Genomic DNA, 20,280 nt, shown 5'->3' on the forward strand with positions numbered 1-20,280 from the left:
GCAGCAGAACTACAGGCCATGACAGCGGCTGGCGGAGGCGGAGTGCTCGACAAGCACTCCCCTGACCTGCACAGTTCGGCACCCGAGCTTGAGCATTCGATCCCACGCGTCCGAAGGGCAGAGCCGTGACCGCTCAGCACACCGAGTCCACTGCCCCGAGGGGGGATGTCGAGTACGCCAAGTGGCTCTGGGTCGCCCATTCGACCGACTCACTCGCCGAGGGAGCGATTCCGGCAGACGAGGAGGGGTGGTGGACCTGCTCGCCGGAGACGCGATCGGGAGACCTGGCGCTCATCTACCGAACCGCTCCGGAGTCGGCTGTCACCTGGTTGGTCCGGGCTGAGTCCGACGCCGAGCGGCTGGAGGGCGACCTGGAGTTCCCCCGCAGTACGGGGTTCGCGTGCCGGTACACAGTGGTCTGCGCGCTGCCCCAGTCGATCGGCATCGCCGCGATGAGGCGCGACGAGGTGACCAGCACGTGGGGCGCACTCCGGACGAACTTCCGCGGCTCTGCGTTCACCGTGCCGTCCGCCGTGTGGGACCGCCTCCTCCACCTAGGCGGTGTTGACCCGTCCGGCCTGAAGAACACCATCTCTCGACAGGCCCAATGGTTCGCTCGGGAACGCGACCTGGAGCAACACCTCGTCGATCACCCGGAACTCCTGCGGAAAGCGACAGGGCTGCGGCTCAAGCTGACCGCCAGGCAGAAGCGTCTGCCCGGCGGGCAAATCGCCGACCTGTACTTCCGAGGGCGGGGTGGTGGGCCGGTCATCGCGGAGCTCAAGAACGGCCCGGCTGACCGGGCCGCTGTCCGTCAGCTCCTGGGCTACCTGGCGGTCGCACCGACGGCACTCTTCGGCCTTCCTCGCCCACGCGGCTACCTGATCGCCGCGTCTCTGGAACCCATGGCGCAGAAGATGGTGGATGCCTGCAGGGACATCGACTTCCTGTCGTTGGCCGAACTTGGGCTGTCCGCCCCGACCACCGTGCAAGGGACGACGCCGAGACGGCGCAGGGGCAAGACAGCCCCGGCTGCCTCCGATCAGTGATCGCGATGGAGCGACCCAGCCCTGAGGAGAACAGGTGCCGAACTTGAACGGCTTCTCGAGCATCGTGGAGGAGCGCATCGGCTGGTACGTCTACTTGCTGCGCGATCCGCGCGACGACGAGGTGTTCTACATCGGCAAGGGGCGAGGTAGTCGCGCCTTCCAGCACGCCAAGCAAGCCGCCGACGATGATGACACGGAGGCCACCCGCCAGGCCAAGCTGGAGCGCCTCCGCGACATCACCGCCGCCGGGTGCACTGTCCGAGTCGAGATCTTGCGGCACAACATCGCCACAGAGTCCGCGGCCTTTGACATCGAGGCAGCCGCGATCGACCTGTTCCGCGCCACGGGCCGACAGCTGACGAACATCATGGGCGGGCACCACAGCGGCACCCGCGGGTGGGGCGCCGCCGATGTCGTGGCGAGCATCTACGACGCCGAACCGGCTCCGGACATCGACGTGCCGCTGCTCCTCGTCAAGGTGCCGCGGCTGTGGCAGCCGTCGAGGTCGGCCGGGGAACTGTACGAGGTGACCCGGGGTTGGTGGGCGCTGGGCGAGAAGAAGGGACCACGGGCTCGCTTCGCCGCAACGGTGAGCAAGGGCGTGATCCGAGCGGCGTACCGAATCGAAAGCTGGCGCGAACGCGTGCCTGGCGACCGGGACTGGCAGCGCGACGTCGGGAAGAAGCCACGCCTCGGCTTCATCGGTGCGCCAGCGCCCGAACTGGAACAGCTGCTCAACCGGAGCGTCAAGCACCTCTTCAAGCCGGGTCAGGCCAGTCCGGTGACCTATCTCAACTGTGCCGATCCTGAGCTGTCGCGTGCGCCTGTTCTTCGGGGAGAGGACGCCCGACGGCGGCCAAGGAGGAGGGCGTCACCGTGCTCTGACGTCTGAGACCCGGTCAGTCGGACGGCGACACAACCGACACCTTGCCGCCGGACAGCTCCCCGATGCGCAGCACCAGGGCTCGGAGGTAATCGAGGGTGTCGTCGTCCGGGCTGTACCCGAAGTGGCGCCAGCGCCGCTGCTCGAAAAACAGGGCGATCCGGGCTTCGGTGAGGTCATTAGGTAAGCGCCCGTACCGCCGGTACTCCTCCAGCGCTTCGTTTCCGACGGCAGCGACCGGCTCGAATCCGCCGTGCCGCTGATACGCGTTGTACGTGAGCGCGAAGCGCCAGATCGCGCCCTCGCTCAACGGCGACTCAGGCACGGGCACCAAGGACGCCGAGCCGGCGAGGGTCGTCGCAGTCGGTGCACCCAGACGGTGCAGGGCCTCGGTCACGTCCCGCCACCCGTTGGTGGCCGTAGCCGGAAGCCTCGACAGCTCCTGGCTCAGGGAAACGAGTCGGTCCGCGAGCTCTCGTTCGGCGTCGCTCTGCAGAAGTTCGCGGTACCGCGGGTCGAGGAGATGCCGCGACCGGGGCGCCGCCAGCATCGCGATGCGGTCGAGGAAGACCTCCAGGTCGCGGGCCGCCTCAGAATCATCGTTCCGCGGGCTCCCGAAATCGACGTACTTAAACTCGGGGTCCCACAGCTGCTGACGCAACGGATCGGCCGACAGGCTGAGCACGGTGCCGAACGAGCGCTTCCCGCCGCTCTGGGTCAGCTCGGCCACCTCGTGCACCAGTCGGATGACGTTGTCGTCGGTCATGGACGCCCCGACCACGAGCAGGTGCTTGGTCAACAGCGTCGTCTGCAGGACGCCGCCGAGGGGACGGCGGCTGGCGTCGTATCGGACGAACGATCGGCGATCGAGCACGATCGACCGGGGGTCCTCGACGTCGCCGTGGAGCTTCAACAGCCAGGGGCGGCGCCCGCCCCACCCGTCCAGGTCCGCAGGTTCTGTGTCCGGGAGCACGACGAGCGGCTGCTCACCCCCGATTGCCGAGACCGCCTGCTCGTACAGCCGGTCGAAGTTGGTCGTGATGACCTGGTCGGCGTCCAGCGCCGCAAGCAGGATGTGGCTCAACGCGTAGCGCTGCGGGCGGCCGATCACCTCTGCCACGAGCTCGCCGAGAGGGTTGACGCGACGCTGGGACTGCGCCTTCTTCTCCTCTCGCGACTCCGCGGCCCGGCGAAGGACCTCCGCTGAGTCAAGCGCTCCGAGCTTCTCGAACTCGGTCGTTGTTGCCATCTCTAGGCGCGAGGCGAGTTCTTTCAACAGACCGCCCCAGGTTGGCAGCCCGGCCGCCACACCTGTTCCCGCACCCATGAAGACAGCGAGCCGGTCCGCGCGGGCCAGGAACGCGAGGCGACGGGCTCGCTTCTCGAGAGTGCTGGGCAACGGGCGGTCGTGCTTCTCCGAACGGAGCGCCTGGAATGCCGAGTAGTCCGACGGGTCTGCAGCCACGATGACGACGTCGAGGTCGTGCTTCGACGCCCCGGATTGCGCCACGTCGAGGAGCCCGTGGATCGCGTTGCCGCGCTGACCGTTGAAGCCCCCGCGGCCGACTCCCATCACCGGCATGGCCACACGACGACGCCGTCCGAGCGGTGTCCTGTCGCGCCCATTTTCGACCACTGCCTCGAGGGCCTGCCGGACGCCGTCGAGAAGCCAGGTCACGTCGGCGCCTTCGTGCGCACCGACCGCGACCAACCAGCGGTTGGGGCCACCAGGAACGTCCGAAGTAGAAGGAACGAGTGCGACCCGACGGCGCGGGGACAGCTCCGGCAACGTGCGGCTCCGCACGGCTCCCTCGCGCTCGTCCCACCCGAGTACCGGCCACCACTTCCGGCCGATGCCTGGCGCGTAATCGGTCGAGACGAGGACGTCGTCCGCTCGAAGGGACTGGAGATTGCCCGGGACGACGAAGACATGGCCAGTCACGACGTGATCCTGGCCCGCCGGTCGAGGAGATGCAGGGGTGACACCCACGCAGGAGATGCCACGGCACAGGCGCCGTGCAACTGGCCGAGCTCAGGACTCCAACACTTCGTTCGCCTACCGAGTGCAGGCGACCGATCGGCGTGCGAGGTTCCCTGCATGGGGGGCAACGGCATCTTCTGTCTCGAAGGCGACTGGGGGTCCTCCCTGACCGACCGCACGAGCGTCCGTCTCGGCCTCGACATGCTGATGACGGTCCGGCGTGGCCGGCTCATCCACCGCAATGCCGCGACCAAGCAAGAGTTCGCCCACTACATGGACCGCTGGTGCCTGCAGCAGTATCGCAATTTCCCGGTGGCCTACTTCTCTTATCACGGCGACCGCAGCGTTCTCTCGCTCGGCAAGGACGACGTCACGCTGACCGAAGTCTCCGACATGGTGACCAGGCCACTGAGCGACCGAATCCTCTACTTCGCGTCCTGCGGGACCATGTCGGCTCCCGCCGACGAACTTATGGAGTTCGTCGGAGTCACCGGAGCCAAGGCGGTCGTCGGGTACACGAAGAACGTCGGCTGGGCCGAGTCCGCGGCCTTCGACTTCACTCTGTTGCCGGCGCTGCTCGACAGGGTGGACATGAGGAGACTCTTCACGCACCTACGAGAGCGGCATCCGTACTTCGTCGAGGGGTTGGGCCTGAGAATCGCGACTTCTCGCTGGGCGCTACCAGCCTGATCGAGCAGGTCGCGGCGACCAATGCCTCATGAGGGCTTCACTGCCTCACGGTCCTCGTCCGTCCACTCCGCCGGACGCCCGATCGAGCCACAGAACTCGGTCCACGTCACCTTGGAACGACCCGCCGCCGGCGGGTGGCACCAATACGAGATGCGGCCGTTGTACGACCAGGCACCCGTGGCCGGCCCCCATTCGAACGCGAGGTCACCACTGCGCGCCAGCCGCCCGAGGGCCACGCCGAAGCGCACCGCAGATGCCGTCGTCTGCGTGTGACCGAGCAGTGTGTGTCCTCGCTCGGCGACATGAGTCCGGAAGAGGTCCGGGTATCGCGCGCGAAGGCGGTACTCGACGATGCCGTACTCCAGCAGCCCGTCGCCGGCATCGATGCAACCCAGCAGCGGCTCGAGCAGGTCGTCGGTGACTCCCTCCGGCGCCGCCCAGCTCTCCCTCGCTGCCGCCGCGGAGCCCACCCACTCGTGGGGTTCCCCATCGGCATGCCGACCGGTGCAGTAGTAGGCCAACAGCTTGTCAGGCAGCCGTTGGTAGCTGACCTCGTCCGCAGAGAAGCATGCGGGACAAGTGACAATCACAAGCTCACTCCTTCATGACGGCCGGCTCCCCACGGTGCTGCACCGGCGTGGCAACGACGATCAGCAGCGTCTGATCGGCCGGCCGCCGCTCGTTGAGCTCCCGTCCTGGAAGGGCAAGAGTGAACACCATGCCGCGCCGAGAGCCGTGCCGCTCCAGGGCTTCTAGGCAGCAGAGGCGCAACTCGAGTGTCCACCGCCTCAGGCGTCACTCCGACCGCTTGCCACGCTCGAACGGGGCAACCGAGGCGAGTTCGACCCGATTCGTCGGTGGCGTGACGGACAATCCGCAGCGATGAACGCACGGGGTACATGGGAGCGGCCGCAGGCTGCCCTACAGCAGTGGATCGTGGACCAGCGCGAGCGGACGATGGAGGCCTATCGCGCCGACCGACTCCTGGTGGCAGAGCACGGCAACCAGGAGGACGCCTACCGCACTGGCGGTTACGCCGAGCGGCAGCTCCTGGAGCTGATCCAGAACGCCGCTGACACCCTCAGTAGAGGCGGTGACTCAGGTCGGGTGGAGATCCGTCTGGTCGGGACCACGCTCTACTGCGCAAACGAGGGTGAGGGCTTCACCCAAGCGGGACTCGAGGCGGTCTGCCACGCATTCCTCAGTCCCAAGCGAGGTGAGGAGATCGGACGCTTCGGTCTGGGCTTCAAGTCCGTTCTCGGGGTCACCGACCGTCCTCAGGTCTTCAGCAGGTCGGTGAGCTTCGGGTTCGACGCGGATCAGGCCCGCAAGGACCTCTCCCCCATCGATCCGACCGTGATCCGCTATCCCGTCCTTCGCACTCCCCTGCTGCTGGACCCGATGGCCGAAGCCGCGGACGACGACGTGCTCCGCGACCTGATGGCCTGGGCGACAACAGTCGTGCGACTGCCCCTGACGTCGCAGGCCAAGCGCATCGCCAACGACGTCGAAACGTTCCCCGCGGAGTTCCTGCTCTTTGCGGACAAGGTGCTAGCCCTACGCCTCGAGGTCAGTGGCCCCGAGGGCACTTCCTTCGAACGAATCCACACCTGCGGGCGCGGTGACGACGGCCGCTATCTCCTGGCAGGTGACGGCGACTTCCCATCGCCGTGGCGCGTCTGGCACCGGGATCATGATCTGTCGGACGAGGCGCTCGCGGAGGTCGGCGAGGCGATCCGGCGCGAGAAGGTCCGAGTCTCCTATGCCGCGCCCCTGTCGGATGCGCGCGAGAGAGGGGAGTTCTGGGCGTTCTTCCCGCTGAAGGACGTCTCCTCGACACGGGGGATCATCAATGCTCCCTGGCAGGTGAACGACGACCGCACCAATCTGCTCGAGGGCAGGTTCAACAGGGAGCTGCTCGACCTCGTCGCCGAGATGGTCGTGGAGGCCCTTCCGGAGCTGACGAGTACCGAGGACCCGGCGCGGCATTTTGATTACTTGCCCGCCCGAGGCCGGGAAGCATCGAACTTCGCGGACAAGCACCTCACGCGGGAGATCCCGAGCCTCGCCCGCTTCACCGAGAGCATCCCTGATGCCGACGGTGTCCTCCGGATGCCCGCAGAGCTCGAGTACCCGCACTTCGAGTTGCGGTTGGAGCCCGCGACGCACATCGCCTGGCACAAGGCGCCTAGCCGTCCCGCAGCAGCTCCGCACCCATCCTGCTTCACGTCGACCACCCGGCGCGCCCGACTGCGGACGTTGGTTCGGGAGGAGGACGGCACCAAGGCCCCCACAGAGCTTGGTGCCAAGGAGTGGCTCCAGCGCATCGTGCCCGCCGAAGGCGTGACCGACCAAGATTGTGCCGCTGCCGTTGGGGTCTTCGGCACGGTTGTCGATCCGCCGACGCGTCGGGACATGGAGCGAGCCTCCGTGGTGCCTGACACGGCCGGCCGTCTGCATGCCCTCAGCGCGACCGACGAGCTCTTCCTCGGCGGCGAGGTGAGCAGCTCGGCAGGTGGCTTGGCTCTTGTCCGGCCGTCCTTCCTCGAGCGCCCGGGTGTATCGGAGGTGCTCCGTGAACAGGGCTTCCAGGAGGTCGACCCGCTCGAAGAACTCCGCCGACTCGTCGACTCCGTCGACCGTAGGTGGGGGCACGCCCAGTGGGGAGCCCTCTGGCACCTCGTCGACAGGGTCGGAGGCTCCGACGCGCGCGACATCCTGGTCGGCCATGTCGAACGCGGTGGCGTCCTGCGCGTACGAGCGCGGGACGGCGCCTGGCACGATCCGAGCGAGGTGGTCGTCGCCGGCGTGGTGCAGCCGACCGAGCCCGCGCTCGTGCTCGACGAGGACGTCCACGGACTCCACCTCGGGATGCTGGAACTCCTGGGCGTGAGCCTCAGACCGCAGGTGAGCACGGCGCTGCTACGCGACGCGACCTTCCAGGAGTACCGCAACAGCCGTCGGGAGATCTACCTGCAGACGGCGACCGGCCGGCGGCCCGAACCGCTGGCCCTGGTTTTCGACCGCACGGAGGGGCTCACCGGACTACAGCTCCTCCGTAGGTTCATGGAGACGGGCGACGACGCGGCCCGGCTCACGTGGACTCGCGAGTTGCTGGAGTCGGACCAACCGCACGAATGGCAGCTGATCCACAACAAGCGACCGGATCAGTTCTCCGCGCTCACCTTCCCGGCCCCACACATCTGGGCGGTGGAGCGTTTCGGAAGTCTGGACACGGAATGGGGTCCTCGACCCACGCGACGCGCCCTCGCGCGGTCCCTCGGCGCCTTCGCGCCCTACCTTCCCGTGGTGGTGTCGCCAGCCGCGGACGTGTTGGAACTGATCGGCGACCTCGCCGCCACGCCGGTCGACATGTGGCGCGAGTTCCTCGATCGAGTTCCGGCGGGATCGGACGCCGCCCTCCTCGGACGACTCCTGGCCGAGGCCGCCGGGAGACTGCCGGAGACGGAGACGCCGGCACGTGTCCCTGCCGTCAGCTCGGGGAACGGCGTCCTCGTCCGCACGACCGGCCTGTACCTCGCGCAGGACGAGGAAGAGGCCAGAGAGCTCGCTGCCCGCGATCTCCCGCACGTCGTCGTCGACGAGGACACCGCGACGAACCTCGCCGGACGATGGGGATGCAGGCTCGCTTCGGCACACCTCCGCGTGGAGGTGCTCGTGGATGCACCGCGCACCCCCGTCGTCCTCCTCGACCGCTACCGCGGCCTGCACTCCGTCGCCGGCAATCGCCTCGACCGGCTCCAGCTGGTCGAATGCAGCAGCGTCATCCGGCAGGTGACCGCGCCCGATGGCATCGACGCGCGCGCGGAGGACCTCGCGATCGACGGCGACACCGTCTACCACTTGGATACGTTGAGCGACGAGGAACTGCTCGAACGGCTGGCCGAGAAGTTCGAGATCCCGCTGACGAACACCACCGTCGACCAGATCCTGCGGGATGCGCAGTCGGAACAGGCCAAGAAAACCATGTACGCCTGCCGCCTGGAACGCGACCACGCGAGCAAGCTGCTGGTCCTCCTAGAGGCAACAGCACTCGAACGGAGGCTGCCGAAAGGCCTCCTCGAATCCTTGCGTCGGATGGGACAGGACCTCACCGAGCTCGAAGTCGCGCGACTGTTCCTGGACGTTCACGGCTACGACGCAATGTGGGAGGTTCGGAAGGACCTGGAAGCAGCAGGCCTACGGGTTCCCAAGCAGTGGGCAGGGTCCTCGCCTGCAGTGGAATTCGTAGGCAAGCTGGGATTCCCTGTCGAATACGCCGGTATCTCCGGAGCGCACCTCGAGGCCGACCTCACGGTCCAGGGCCCCCCGGAGCTCGATCCCCTGCACCTGTATCAGGAGGCGTACGCCGGGAAGATCCGCCGGCTGTTGACGGACGGCGGACGAGCGATGCTGTACCTCCCCACGGGCGCCGGTAAGACCCGGGTGACCGTGGAGGCGGTCGTACGCGCCTTCATCCAGGACGGCTTCCGTGGTCCGCTGTTGTGGATCGCCCAGAGCGAGGAGCTGTGCGAACAGGCCGTTCAGACGTGGAGTGTCGTCTGGCGGCAGTTCGGAGACCGCAGGCCACTGCGGATCGGTCGACTCTGGAGCCGGAACGAGGTCGCCGAGACCGAGGACGAGGTGTCCGTCATCGTCGCCACGGATGCCAAGCTCGCCATCTGTCGAGAGAAGGACGACTACGACTGGTTGAGCAGGCCGTCCGCGGTAGTCATCGACGAAGCGCACAGTGCCATCGGGCCTGACATCACCGCCACGCTGCGCTGGCTGGGCATCGACGCCCGCCGCACGGACCGGCCATTGCTCGGGCTGACCGCCACCCCGTTCAAGGGCCGCAGTGAAGAAGCGACCCAGCGTCTGGCGGCGCGGTTCGGGCAAGTCAGGTGGAACGAACTCGGAGAGGATCCTTACAAGCCACTCCAGGAGATGGGCGTGTTGTCGCGGGTCGAACACCGCCGTCTTCCGGGGTCCGACTTCGTCCTCGACGCCGATGAACAGCGCAAGACCCGTGAGCGGGGGCTCCTCCCCAGCCAGGTGCTCGAGCGCATCGGTCGGGACGAGGCACGAACCCTGCGACTGCTCGAGGACATCAGCGGGCTGCCCTCCGACTGGCCGGTGCTCGTCTTCACCGCGTCGGTCCAATCGGCTCAGGTGTTGGCGGCCCTGCTGAAGTACCGGGGCATCAAGGCGGCCGCGATCAGCGGAATGACTAGGGTCCACGAGCGCCGCAGGTCCATCGAGGCGTTCAAGAACCGCGAGATCCGGGTGCTGACCAACTGCAGCGTCCTCACCGAGGGCTTCGACGCCCCCGGCGTGAGGGCCCTGTACGTCGCGCGCCCCACTTTCAGCCCCAACGCCTACATCCAGATGGTCGGCCGGGGCCTCCGTGGGCCTCTCAACGGCGGTAAGGAGGAGTGCCTCGTCGTCAACGTCGAGGACACCTTCGGCCAGTTCGGCGAGAGCCTCGCGTACAAGGAGTTCGACCACCTCTGGCAGCAGGACGGAGGTAGCTCGGCGTGAAGCTCGTCCCGGCGACATCGCTCATGGGACCGGTCGACAGCCAGGCCGAACTCCGGGTAGCCCAGCTGCTCGAACAGGTCGAGCTTCCCGGTCCGGTAGCCGCTCTGTACTCGGTGCACCTCCCGGTGCACGAGTACAAGCGGATGTCCGAGATCGACTTCCTCGTGGTCTGGGACGACACGGTTCTCGTCGTCGAGGTCAAGGGTGGACGCCTCGCCCGTCGAGCCGGTCTCTGGACCTTCACCAACCGCTTCGGCGAGACGAACGAGAAGCGCGAGGGACCCTTCGAGCAGGCCCGGAGCGCGATGTTCGCGCTGGAACACCGAGTGGCGGATCGGCTGCCTTCGGCGGACGTCGCCTGGGGCTGCCTCGTCGTCACACCCGATCAGGTGCTGGCTCCGGACGTCGAGTGGCATCCGCGCGAGTACGCCGGCCCGGCCTCGATGTCGGTAGCCGGCCTCGCCAAGGCCCTTGCCGATGCGCGCAGCCATGCTCACTCGGTCCTGTCGCGCCCGGTGAGGGGCGGGGCTTATCAGGACCTGCTTCGGGTGCTCCGTCCCGACTTCGACTGGGTTCCTACCCTGGGGGCTGTCGGGCCACGGCTCGAGCAGGAGTACGTCCGGCTCGCCGAGCGTCAGTACGACCTGCTGGTGGGTGCCGAGCGGAACCGCCGTGTCGTCTGCATCGGCGGTGCGGGGTCTGGCAAGACGCTGCTCGCAGCCGAGACCGCCCGTCGGGCGGCGAGCTCGGGCGCATCCGTCCTTGTGACCTGCCGATCTACGCGATTGGCGGAGCTCCTCGGTAACCGCCTCGTCGGAACGGGCGTCGAGGTGACACCGTTCGGCAGGCTCCACGCTCGGGCCGAGCCGGTCGACGTCCTCGTCGTCGACGAGGCGCAGGACCTTCTCGACATCGATTCACTGCTCGTGCTCGACCAGGCTGTCGACGGAGGCCTGTCGGGAGGACGTTGGCGCATTTTCTGCGACCCCAACAATCAGGCGAACGTGGATGGAACGTTCGACCAGGCCGCGTTCGACGAGCTGTCGAACTCCGCTTCGGTCGTCGACCTGCCGTACAACTGCCGCAACACGACCCAGGTCGTGGCGCAGACGCAATTGACTACCGGTGCCGACATCGGCGTCGCCCGAGCCGGTGACGGCCCACAGGTTGTATGGGAGAAGTGCCCGGACGATGCCGCCACGGCGAACCTTCTTGATCGGCGGCTGAAGGAGCTGCGTCGGGAAGAGGTCGACATGGCGGACGTCGCCGTCGTCACCCTGCGCGACCGGGTCGAGGACAGTGCGGCTCTGCGGTCCAAAGCCGTCCGCACCGGACGGCTTGTGCCGACGTCCGGCCCGTCCGTACCCGACGCCGCAACGCTGGCTACTGCGGCGGACATCAAGGGGCTGGAGGCACGCCACGTGTGCGTCGTCGACATCGACGAGGCCGACGGGCCGATCGCTCTTTCGCGTCTGTATGTCGCGATGACACGGCCCCGCGTCAGTCTGTGGCTCGGGGTCTCGCTCCCGGCCTGGGCTCACATCGCCGGACAGCCACTCACCGTCGGAGGAACTTCGTGACCGCGCCGCTCGATCCCGTCGCCGTCAGGCACGACCTGGTCGACTATCTGCGGCAGCAGTACCTGGGTCCGCAGGACGGCCCGGACGAGCTCCTCGGGACCCGCCCCGACCGGCACTACCTGGTCGGCACCCTCTACCCGCGCGCTCAGACAGCGGTTCACCACGACGGCTCGAAGCTCGGTGACGAGGCTCTCGACGACGACCTGGACGAGCCGGTGGAGCTGGCCAACGCCTGGCATCCTGCCTCCGCGGCGGTCTCCTTCCTGCACGACGCCGGTGCGCTGCGCTGTTCCGTGACCGCCGGTCGGTACGAGCGCGCCGCAACGGAGGAGGAAGGCTGGCGGCGGACGCCCCTGCAGGCCGAGGACGTCGAGCTGGCTCCCGACGTCCCGTCCAGAGAGCTGTTCGACGGACGGGCTCGGCTCGTGTCCGTATGGCGGCGGACCGTCGACCGCTGGTTGGTCACCGTGGCTCTGGAGAACACCGAGGTCCATGACGACGCTGAGACCCCTCCGCCCACGGACAAGTGCCTGTTCCAGGTCCACGTTCGTTGTCGAACCGCCGGTGGCGTCGTGCACCCCTACCCCTCCCCCGACGAGCTGAGCGACGATCCCGAGGAGCAGGAACTCCGCCTCCTTTACCGGGACCGCCGGGCCTACGGGGTCGGTCACGGCTGTTCGGTCGAGTGGCGCCCGGCCGCGGACGGCAGCGTGACCGAGGTCGCGACCGAGATGCTGCCCATGACTCTGGTGCCGGCGACCCAGGCTCCCGAGCTCCGATCACCCGCTCTGTCGTTGGCCCGGCTGAGCGACGAGGGGCTGCCCGTCGAGGACCTGTGTGCCGAGCTGGACGGGTTCGTCGACGAGTACCGCACGTGGGCCGGCGCTCGCGAGGCGGAGATCCAGGGACTCCCCCCTCACCACCGTGACGCGGCCACCCGGCTGTTGTCCCGGATCCGCGACGCCGAGGAGCGAATGCGTGCCGGCGTCACGCTGCTGCGGACCGATCCCCAGGCCCTCCTGGCGTTCCGGCTGGCCAACGCCGCCATGCGTGAACAGATGTTGCAGAGCGATCACGTGCAGCGGCGCCCGAGCGAGTTCGGGCGGCCGCTCACCTCTCGCAGGGACGAGCGCGACCCGCAGTGGCGCCCCTTCCAGCTGGGCTTCCTCCTTCTCACGCTGCCCTCGATGACGGACCAAGCCCACCCGGACCGGGAAGTCGTCGACCTCATCTGGTTCCCGACCGGCGGCGGGAAGACCGAGGCGTATCTAGGGCTGGCCGCGTACGAGATGATCCGCCGGCGGCTCACCCGCGGGCTGGCCGGCGGCGGGACAGCAGTTCTCACCCGGTACACGCTGCGGCTCCTGACGACGCAGCAGTTCCAACGGGCGGCGACACTCATCTGCGCACTCGAGCGCCTGCGGGCCTCCCACCCGGCGCTAGTCGGCGCGCCCTTCTTCTCGATCGGGCTCTGGGTGGGCAGCGGCACCACCCCGAACGATTACGAAAAGGCGCATAAGGAGGCCCTGGACCTGAGGAAAGCCCAGGCCCCCGTGAGCCCGTATCAGATCCAGGCCTGTCCGTGGTGCGGCACACCGCTCTTCCCGGCCAAGCGATCCAAGGACGCCGCCTACGGGGTCCGGTCGACCAGGTCTAGCTTCGAGCTCTTTTGTCCGCACGACGAGTGCGACTTCCACCAGTCGCTTCCGGTGAGCGTCGTGGACGAGCAGATGTTCGACGAGCCGCCCACTTTGCTCGTGGCGACCGTGGACAAGCTCGCTCGGCTGCCCTGGCTCGACGGTGCCGGTTCGTTACTCGGGCTGGGCAACGTTCCGTTCGACTCGCCCAGCCTGGTCATCCAGGACGAGCTGCACCTGCTGTCCGGCCCCCTGGGCACCACCGTGGCTCTATACGAGTCGGCCGTACAGGGCCTCCTGGGCTGGCACGGGAAGCGACCCAAGGTCGTGGCGTCCACGGCCACGATCCGCGCCGCGGATCATCAGGTGCGCAGCCTGTACGGCACGGACGTCGCCTTGTTCCCGCCGAGCGGTCTCAGCGCGGACGACAGCTTCTTCGCCGTCACCGACCGATCTGCACCCGGCCGCCTGTACATGGGGCTGATGCCGCAGGCGCACACCCAGGCGTTCGCGACCGTGCTGGCGTGCACCGCTCTCCTCCAGGGGCCGGAACATCTTGGTCTCGGGGGACCCGCGAAAGACGCCTATTGGACGGTGGTGGCGTACCACAACAGCCTGCGGGAGCTCGGCCGCACGGTCACGATCGCTCGAGACGACGTCGAGAGCATGCTGCTGGCCCGATCCCGAGCGGATCGACCTTCCCGCCGACTCAAGCGCGACGGTGTCGTCGAGTTGACCAGCAACGTGAAACCGGAGCAGCTGCCCCAGATCCTGTCGCAACTGGAGCGCGACGCCGACCACGCCGAGGCGGTCGACCTTCTCGCGACCACGAACATGCTCTCGGTCGGCATCGACATCAGCCGGCTCGGCCTCATGCTGATGAACGGGCAGCCGAAGACGACGTCGGAGTACATCCAGGCCACCAGTCGCGTGGGCCGTGGCAAGGTGCCAGGGCTCGTGGTAACGCTGCTGCGTGCGTCCAAGCCACGGGACAGGTCGCATTACGAGGCCTTCCGCGCCTATCACGAGGCCCTCTATCGACACGTGGAGCCGACCAGCGTGACGCCGTGGTCCCTCGCGTCGCGGAAACGCGCGCTCAGCGCCGCGTTGGTGATGCTCGTCCGTCACGGAGTGGGGCTGAGGCGCAACGAGGACGCCGGCGATTTCTCGGCCGACGACCCCCGCGTTCGGGCTGCGGTGGAGAGCATCAGGGGCATGGCTGCGGCTGCCGACCCGGAGGAGCTGCTGCGGGTTACGGACGAGCTTCGCGCGCTGGTCTCCGAGTGGGACCACCGCGCCCGGGAGGCCGAAGCACGCGGGGAAAAACTCAGGTATCGCTCGCCGAACGGCGAGGCGTTGCTGAAGGAGTTCGGGGAACGGAAGGACGGCTGGGAGACGATGAACTCCATGCGCTCGGTGGACCGTCAGGTGAGGGTGCTCGCAGTCGGAGAGGCGAGCCGATGAGGTCGCTGCGTCTCAGCCAGACCGTCAGCCCGTTCGGCGTGGGCGCCATCCTCGACGTCCTCGGTGAGTCCCTGATGGGGACCGACATCAGCGAGTGGCCGTACGAGCACACGGTCCGCGTCGAGTGCAAACGGCTCGAGGACCGGCTGGGGGTCAAGGAGCTGCGCTCGCCGCCGAGCTCGCCGTCCGAGCCGTCGAGTCGCGCTCCGGGCCTGCGGTACCAGCGGTTCCCCCGCTGGCTGTTCTGTCAGAACTGCCGCCGGATGCACCGGTCGAGCATGTACGAGGAGGACGGCAAGCCCCCGGTCTGCGCCGCGTGCCAGGGCCACCTGGTGCCGATGCGGTTCATCGTCGTCTGCACCCGCCGCGGACATGCGATGGACGTGCCGTGGGACATCTGGGCGCACTCCGAGTACGAGTCGGAGGACCAGCGCAAGTGCCAGAACAGGAAGCTGCGGTTCGAGACCCGGGAAGGCGGCTCGCAGGGCTTGGCGAGCCTGGTGATCCGGTGTGAGACCTGCAAGGCACGTCGGGACCTCGGCGATCTGACCGCCAAGGACTCGCTGAAGCGCATCGGTGTCCGGTGCAACGGCAAACAGCCGTGGCAGACCGGCGGCGGCTTCGCCCCCTGCGACGAGCGTGTCGAGGTCGTCCAGCGTGGGGCCACCAACGTGACGATGGCGGAGGTGACCACGGCGCTGGACATCCCGGAGCCTGCCAAACCGCCCCGCGACTACGTGGCCGAGATCCGACAGCACCGCAATTTCGGGGATGTGGCATCCGCCCCGAACGGCCCCCGAGCCGCGGTCCTCATCGGGCTGATCGCGGACGACCTGGGCGTCTCGGAGGAACTCGTACTCCAGGTCGCCCAGGAGGGCACCGTCTCTTTCGACGAGCTCCTCGAGACCCGAGCCGGCCTGCTGGCGGACGAGTGGAGCGCCTTTCAGCAAGTGGGTGACGATCCGGACGAGCGAACCGGTAGCCGTGACTTCGTGATCTCCCCGTCGACCATCGTGAAATCGGCTCGCAACGCCGTGGAGCAGGAACTGTCCGACCTCGTCGACGACGTCGCCCTAGTCCACCGGCTGCGCGAGGTCCGGGTGCTCCACGGGTTCAGGCGGTATGCGTTGGACGCCGACCTTGTGCCCGTGGACCTGGGACCGAGGATCCGGGAACGGTGGCTGCCGGCAGTCGAGTCGTTTGGGGAAGGCATATTCCTGTCCTTCGACCAGGACGCCGTTGCCCACTGGGAGAACGAGCCGGAGGTCTTGGACCGCGCCGCCAAGCTTGAGAAGCGACGGCAGGAGAGCCTCCTGGGCTCGCGTCTCACCACAGTGAGCCCGCGGTTCCTTCTCGTCCACACGTTCGCCCATCTGCTCATGCGGCAGCTGGCGTTCACTTGCGGTTACTCCGCCGCGTCGCTGCGGGAGCGCGTGTACGCGTCCGAGGGGCCGGCCGGGCAGGCCGGGCTGCTCGTCTACACGGCGGCGGGCGACGCGGAAGGCACCCTGGGCGGACTGGTACGCCAAGGGGAGGAGCCACGGCTCGCCCGCAGCGTCGTCGCGGCGCTGGAGAGCGCAGCCTGGTGTTCGGCCGACCCGGTCTGCCGCGAGAGCCAGGGCCAGGGCCTGAACAGCCTCAACCTTGCCGCCTGCCACGGGTGCAGCCTGGTCGCCGAGACGTCGTGCCAGAACAGCAACGTCCTGCTGGATCGCGTACTCGTGGTCGGGGACGACCACACCCCCGGATTCTTCGGCGAGCTGGTCACGGCTATCCGTGAGGAAGCAGTGCGGAGGGTCGGCTGAAGTTGTTGCAACAGAGCGGCACGAGTACTGCAGGACGCGAGTACCCATGGCTTGAGCCGACCCTCAGCAAGAGGAACGGCCGGTATCGGGTCATGCCCGACGGCAGCGTCGAGCTGGTCGTCTTCCGGGACGGGGCCGAGATTCGGGCGGTGGGCCTCGACCCGCACCCGGAACTCGCCGCGATGGCACGGCAGTGCCTCGGCGTTGACCGTCCGGCTTGGGTCGGGATCAACGAGTGGCAGCACGTCCTGCTCAAGAAGGATGGACGAACGCTGTACGCGGGTCGCTACGACAAGGCTCTGCAGTTCCGGTCAGAAGGACGGATCCTTTCCGCCGCGGCTCCACGAGGGCTCCGACCAGGAGATCGATGGGACGGTCCCCGGGTCGGCATGCGGTACACGCTCGCGGCAACCGGCAAGGACGTGTATGCGAAACGACGCATCGCGAACAGCGCCGAGCTGAAGGAGTACCTCAGCGCCTACCTGGCCGATTGCGAGCTGCACGTGCGCCAATGGGCCGAACACAAGCCCGGAGGTGGGGCCATCTACATCAATGAGGCCAGGGAACTCTTCGGGCCCCGCGGGGAAGACGACTACATGTACCTGGGCTATGTGCCGCTGGGTGAGTGGTTCCCCCGTCCTTCGGTCGACGACGAGGAGTACTGAGCCCCTCGTGACAGCCGCGCCTCAGGACGCCAAGCGCTCCGCCAGGGTTGCGGCGATCGCCCGCGCCAATGGTGGGGGCACTGCGTTGCCGATCTGACGGGCGATCTCGGCCTTGGTACCGCACCAGACGTGGCGTTCGTCGAAGCCCTGCACGACCGCGGCCTCGGCATGGGTGAGCGCGCGGTTGATCTGCTCACCGCCGTTCTCCCACTGTGGGTGCAGGAAGCGCCCCTTCTCCGGCTTGAAGAACTCGGTTCGGATCGTGACGGCAGGCTCGTCCCAGCGCAGGCGGCCCAGGACGTCGCCAGCACCCTTGGTGTGTCGACGCCAGCATGGATATTGAAGTTGCTCAGGGAGCTGGAACCGTCCCTGGCCAGGAGCGATGTGGGCATACCTGATCTGAGAGGTCAGGTCGTAGTTCTGAGTGACGTGCAGGTCGTACAGCTTGAACGCACCCTCGATCGGAGCACCCCGGAAGTCGGTGGTGCTCTCGGGCAGCCAGGTCTCGCGCACGTCCGGCTGCAAGACGACGGGACCGCCGAGAAATGCCTCTCGCAAACTGCGCCAGCGAGGTAGGCCGCTCTCCGAGAATTTCGCATGGGTAGGTTCCGGACCCTGAACCACGCCGATTCTGGACCCGATCACGATGGTTCGGATCCGCTTCTGAGGTGCACCGAAGTCAGCGGCGTTCAGCCGGAGAACCTGCGTGCTGAAGCCGGCCAACTCGCCACCTTCTCCAACGGAGCCCAGAAGCAGTTCGAATTCGGGGGTCCGCGCGAAGCGGTCTACGTTCTCGAAGACGAACATGCGCGCGTCGGCCTGGCGCACCACCCTGACGAATTCACGCCAAAGTTGATTGCGAGCGTCCTCGGGGTTCTTCTTTCCAAGGGCCGAGAAGCCTTGACAGGGCGGCCCTCCGATAACGACGTCGACCTGGGGCACTTCGCGGAAGTCGGCGATGTCACCGGCAAAGGTGTGCTCGCCATGAGGGTCGAAGTTGGCGGCATAGGTGGCGGCTGCGGCACGGTCGAGCTCGACCGCCCCCACAGTGGCGAAGACACCATGGTCGAGGAAGCCCCTGGTCAACCCTCCACAGCCCGCGAAGAGATCCAAGAACGTCCAGACAGTCCCCCGCACGTCATGAAACTAGCCGGCGCTGCCGACAAGGCCATGCGCCGACGCGCCGACATAGGTCACGCCCGGTCCTTGTCGAGCGCCTCCAGCACCCGCTCAAGAGCGGCTTCCGGGGGTTCGTGCTCCCAGACCTCGAGAACTACCCAGCCGAGACTCTCGAGGTGTGCGCGTGTGTCGGCATCTCGGGCTCGGTTCGCCTCGATCTTGCGCTGCCACCAAGCAGCGTTGGACGTCGGCCACGTGGCATGAAGGGGACAGCCATGCCAGAAGCACCCGTGAACGTTGACAGCTACCCGCGCCCGCGTGAAGGCGATGTCGATCTTGCGGCGCGAAATACCCGGTACCGGCCACCCGACCCGGTACCGCCGGCCATGAGCGTGCAGAAGGCGTCGGAGTGCCATCTCGGGCGCGGTATCCGCCCGCGCCTGTTTGCTCATGCGGGCGGCGACCGCCGGAGAGCTCGGGAGCGGCACGTCTGGCACGCCGCCGAGCATCCCCTGCCGTCCCACAGCGGTAGAAGAATCCGGCTCACACATGACACGGCCGCCCGTCGAACCACTCAAAGCTCTGCACACGCCGATCCGGCGGCGCCGGTCCAGGTCCTGTCGGCGTGGCCCCTTAGCATCCACGCCGTGCCCGACTCCCCCACGATGATCGACCTCTTCGCCGGCTGCGGTGGGATGACCGCAGGGTTCGTCAAAGAGGGCTTCCGACCCGTGCAAGCAGTCGAGCACAATTTATACGCCGCTGCCACGTATGAAGCCAACTTCGGCAAACATGTGTTTTGCGGGGATATCGCCGACTTCCCCAATGCCGACATACCTGAGGCCGACGTCATCATCGGCGGCCCTCCATGTCAAGGGTTCTCGAATCTCGGAAGCAAGGACATCGACGATCCACGGAACAAGCTGTGGAAGCAGTATCTCCGCTTCGTCGAGCGAGCCAAACCCCGAGTCTTCGTCATCGAGAACGTCGATCGTTTCCGCCGCAGCTCAGAGTTTCAACTACTGCTTGACGAATGCGACGGCGGGCTGCTCGCCGAGTACACCTTGACTCACGACGTCTTGCTCGCCGCGGACTATGGCGTGGCGCAGAAGCGGCCTCGAACTGTGATCATCGGTTCCCGGATAGGCGACATCCCACTGCCGGCACCGACTCACAGCAAGGTCGGGAGCCTGACGACCGAGCCCTGGCGCACAGTCCGGGATCGTATTGCCGGCCTGCCCGAGCATCCCGCAACGGTCCACCTGCCCGAGGCTGTCACCGAGCATTTCGGTCGCACCGTTCCCGGCGAATTCAAATGGCTCGACCTGCACTTCGGGCGCAACCCGACGCAGACATCACTTGATCGCTACAACTGCATCAGACCTGGCAGGGGGCGCCTCGACCTGCCTGATCACCTGTTGTCCGACTGCTGGCGGAACAAGCCCAAGGGCACCACGGACGTCATGGGCCGCATGATGTGGGACGCGCCGTCGCTCACCATTCGCACCGAGTTCTTCAAGCCCGAGAAGGGCCGGTACCTCCATCCGCAGTGGGACGATGTCGACGAGAGCGCTCGAGTGAACCGGGTGATCACACATCTCGAGGCCGCACTGCTTCAGGACTTCCCGGACGACTACCGATGGTGCGGCTCCAAGATCGAGATTGCTCGCCAGATCGGGAACGCCGTTCCGGTCGGCCTCGCTGCCGCGATCGCCAGGCACCTCAAGGGCTATCTCAGCTAGCACCTCGCGTCTCGTAGTGCCCGCTGCCGAACAACCGACTCGTCCGCCACGACTGATGACAGAAGTCCCGTCTCACCCAGACGAGGCTCGACGGGCGTCCAGAGAATCGGAACACTGTCGTCGC

13 protein-coding genes are annotated in these 20,280 nt (G+C 67.3%); 9 read left to right on the plus strand and 4 right to left on the minus strand.

What is annotated here, in order from left to right:
• Positions 1–125: 125 nt before the first annotated feature.
• Entirely contained in the window at positions 126–1,049 is a 924-nt protein-coding gene (locus ACI8AF_RS22600; RefSeq protein ID WP_456542010.1) for an endonuclease NucS domain-containing protein, read from the plus strand.
• A gap of 34 nt (positions 1,050–1,083) precedes the next feature.
• Entirely contained in the window at positions 1,084–1,941 is an 858-nt protein-coding gene (locus ACI8AF_RS22605) for an LEM-3-like GIY-YIG domain-containing protein (protein ID WP_456542011.1), read from the plus strand.
• A 7-nt stretch (positions 1,942–1,948) separates the two neighbouring features.
• Here the strand turns inward: ACI8AF_RS22605 and ACI8AF_RS22610 are convergent, their stop codons facing one another.
• Positions 1,949–3,874 (minus strand): SIR2 family protein, encoded by a 1,926-nt coding sequence (locus ACI8AF_RS22610; protein WP_456542012.1) that lies wholly within the window; start codon positions 3,872–3,874, stop codon positions 1,949–1,951.
• A gap of 156 nt (positions 3,875–4,030) precedes the next feature.
• On the opposite strand from ACI8AF_RS22610, the gene ACI8AF_RS22615 reads away from it, so the two are divergent.
• A complete protein-coding gene (locus ACI8AF_RS22615) occupies positions 4,031–4,603 on the plus strand; it encodes a DUF6642 family protein (RefSeq protein WP_456542013.1) in 573 nt (190 codons plus the stop codon).
• Between the two features lie 26 nt (positions 4,604–4,629).
• Here ACI8AF_RS22615 and ACI8AF_RS22620 read toward each other — a convergent pair whose 3' ends face one another.
• A complete protein-coding gene (locus ACI8AF_RS22620; RefSeq protein WP_456542014.1) occupies positions 4,630–5,193 on the minus strand; it encodes a hypothetical protein in 564 nt (187 codons plus the stop codon).
• Between the two features lie 346 nt (positions 5,194–5,539).
• On the opposite strand from ACI8AF_RS22620, the gene ACI8AF_RS22625 reads away from it, so the two are divergent.
• From ACI8AF_RS22625 to ACI8AF_RS22645, 5 genes are all read left to right on the plus strand, one after another.
• On the plus strand, positions 5,540–10,144 hold the full coding sequence (locus ACI8AF_RS22625; RefSeq protein WP_456542015.1) for a sacsin N-terminal ATP-binding-like domain-containing protein: 4,605 nt from the start codon (positions 5,540–5,542) through the stop codon (positions 10,142–10,144).
• Positions 10,141–11,724, plus strand: coding sequence for an NERD domain-containing protein (locus ACI8AF_RS22630; protein WP_456542016.1), 1,584 nt, complete (start codon positions 10,141–10,143; stop codon positions 11,722–11,724). Before ACI8AF_RS22625 ends, ACI8AF_RS22630 begins: the two co-directional genes overlap by 4 nt.
• On the plus strand, positions 11,721–14,825 hold the full coding sequence (locus ACI8AF_RS22635; protein ID WP_456542017.1) for a helicase-related protein: 3,105 nt from the start codon (positions 11,721–11,723) through the stop codon (positions 14,823–14,825). Before ACI8AF_RS22630 ends, ACI8AF_RS22635 begins: the two co-directional genes overlap by 4 nt.
• The gene (gene drmB / locus ACI8AF_RS22640) at positions 14,822–16,630 is read left to right on the plus strand and encodes a DrmB family protein (RefSeq protein WP_456542018.1); all 1,809 of its coding nucleotides are present in this window, start codon (positions 14,822–14,824) and stop codon (positions 16,628–16,630) included. Before ACI8AF_RS22635 ends, drmB begins: the two co-directional genes overlap by 4 nt.
• Before the next feature lie 92 nt (positions 16,631–16,722).
• Positions 16,723–17,295, plus strand: a complete 573-nt coding sequence (locus tag ACI8AF_RS22645) for a hypothetical protein (RefSeq protein WP_456542019.1) — start codon at positions 16,723–16,725, stop codon at positions 17,293–17,295.
• Positions 17,296–17,316: 21 nt separating this feature from the next.
• Here the strand turns inward: ACI8AF_RS22645 and ACI8AF_RS22650 are convergent, their stop codons facing one another.
• Entirely contained in the window at positions 17,317–18,432 is a 1,116-nt protein-coding gene (locus tag ACI8AF_RS22650; protein ID WP_456542020.1) for a DNA cytosine methyltransferase, read from the minus strand.
• Between the two features lie 56 nt (positions 18,433–18,488).
• Positions 18,489–18,965 carry a very short patch repair endonuclease gene (locus ACI8AF_RS22655; RefSeq protein ID WP_456542026.1) on the minus strand — a complete coding sequence of 159 codons (477 nt, stop codon included), beginning with the start codon at positions 18,963–18,965 and terminating at the stop codon, positions 18,489–18,491.
• 96 nt (positions 18,966–19,061) lie between these two features.
• Here ACI8AF_RS22655 and ACI8AF_RS22660 point away from each other — a divergent pair, with 96 nt between their 5' ends.
• The gene (locus tag ACI8AF_RS22660; protein ID WP_456542021.1) at positions 19,062–20,156 is read left to right on the plus strand and encodes a DNA cytosine methyltransferase; all 1,095 of its coding nucleotides are present in this window, start codon (positions 19,062–19,064) and stop codon (positions 20,154–20,156) included.
• Positions 20,157–20,280 lie beyond the last annotated feature (124 nt).

Source organism: Blastococcus sp. SYSU D00669, assembly GCF_054050715.1.

Excerpts from the sequence above, each read along its gene's own strand:
- ACI8AF_RS22655 (WP_456542026.1), bottom strand. The coding sequence starts at position 18,965 with ATGTGTGAGCCGGATTCTTCTACCGCTGTGGGACGGCAGGGGATGCTC.
- drmB (WP_456542018.1), top strand. The coding sequence starts at position 14,822 with ATGAGGTCGCTGCGTCTCAGCCAGACCGTCAGCCCGTTCGGCGTGGGC.
- ACI8AF_RS22615 (WP_456542013.1), top strand. The coding sequence starts at position 4,031 with ATGGGGGGCAACGGCATCTTCTGTCTCGAAGGCGACTGGGGGTCCTCC.
- ACI8AF_RS22645 (WP_456542019.1), top strand. The coding sequence starts at position 16,723 with ATGCCCGACGGCAGCGTCGAGCTGGTCGTCTTCCGGGACGGGGCCGAG.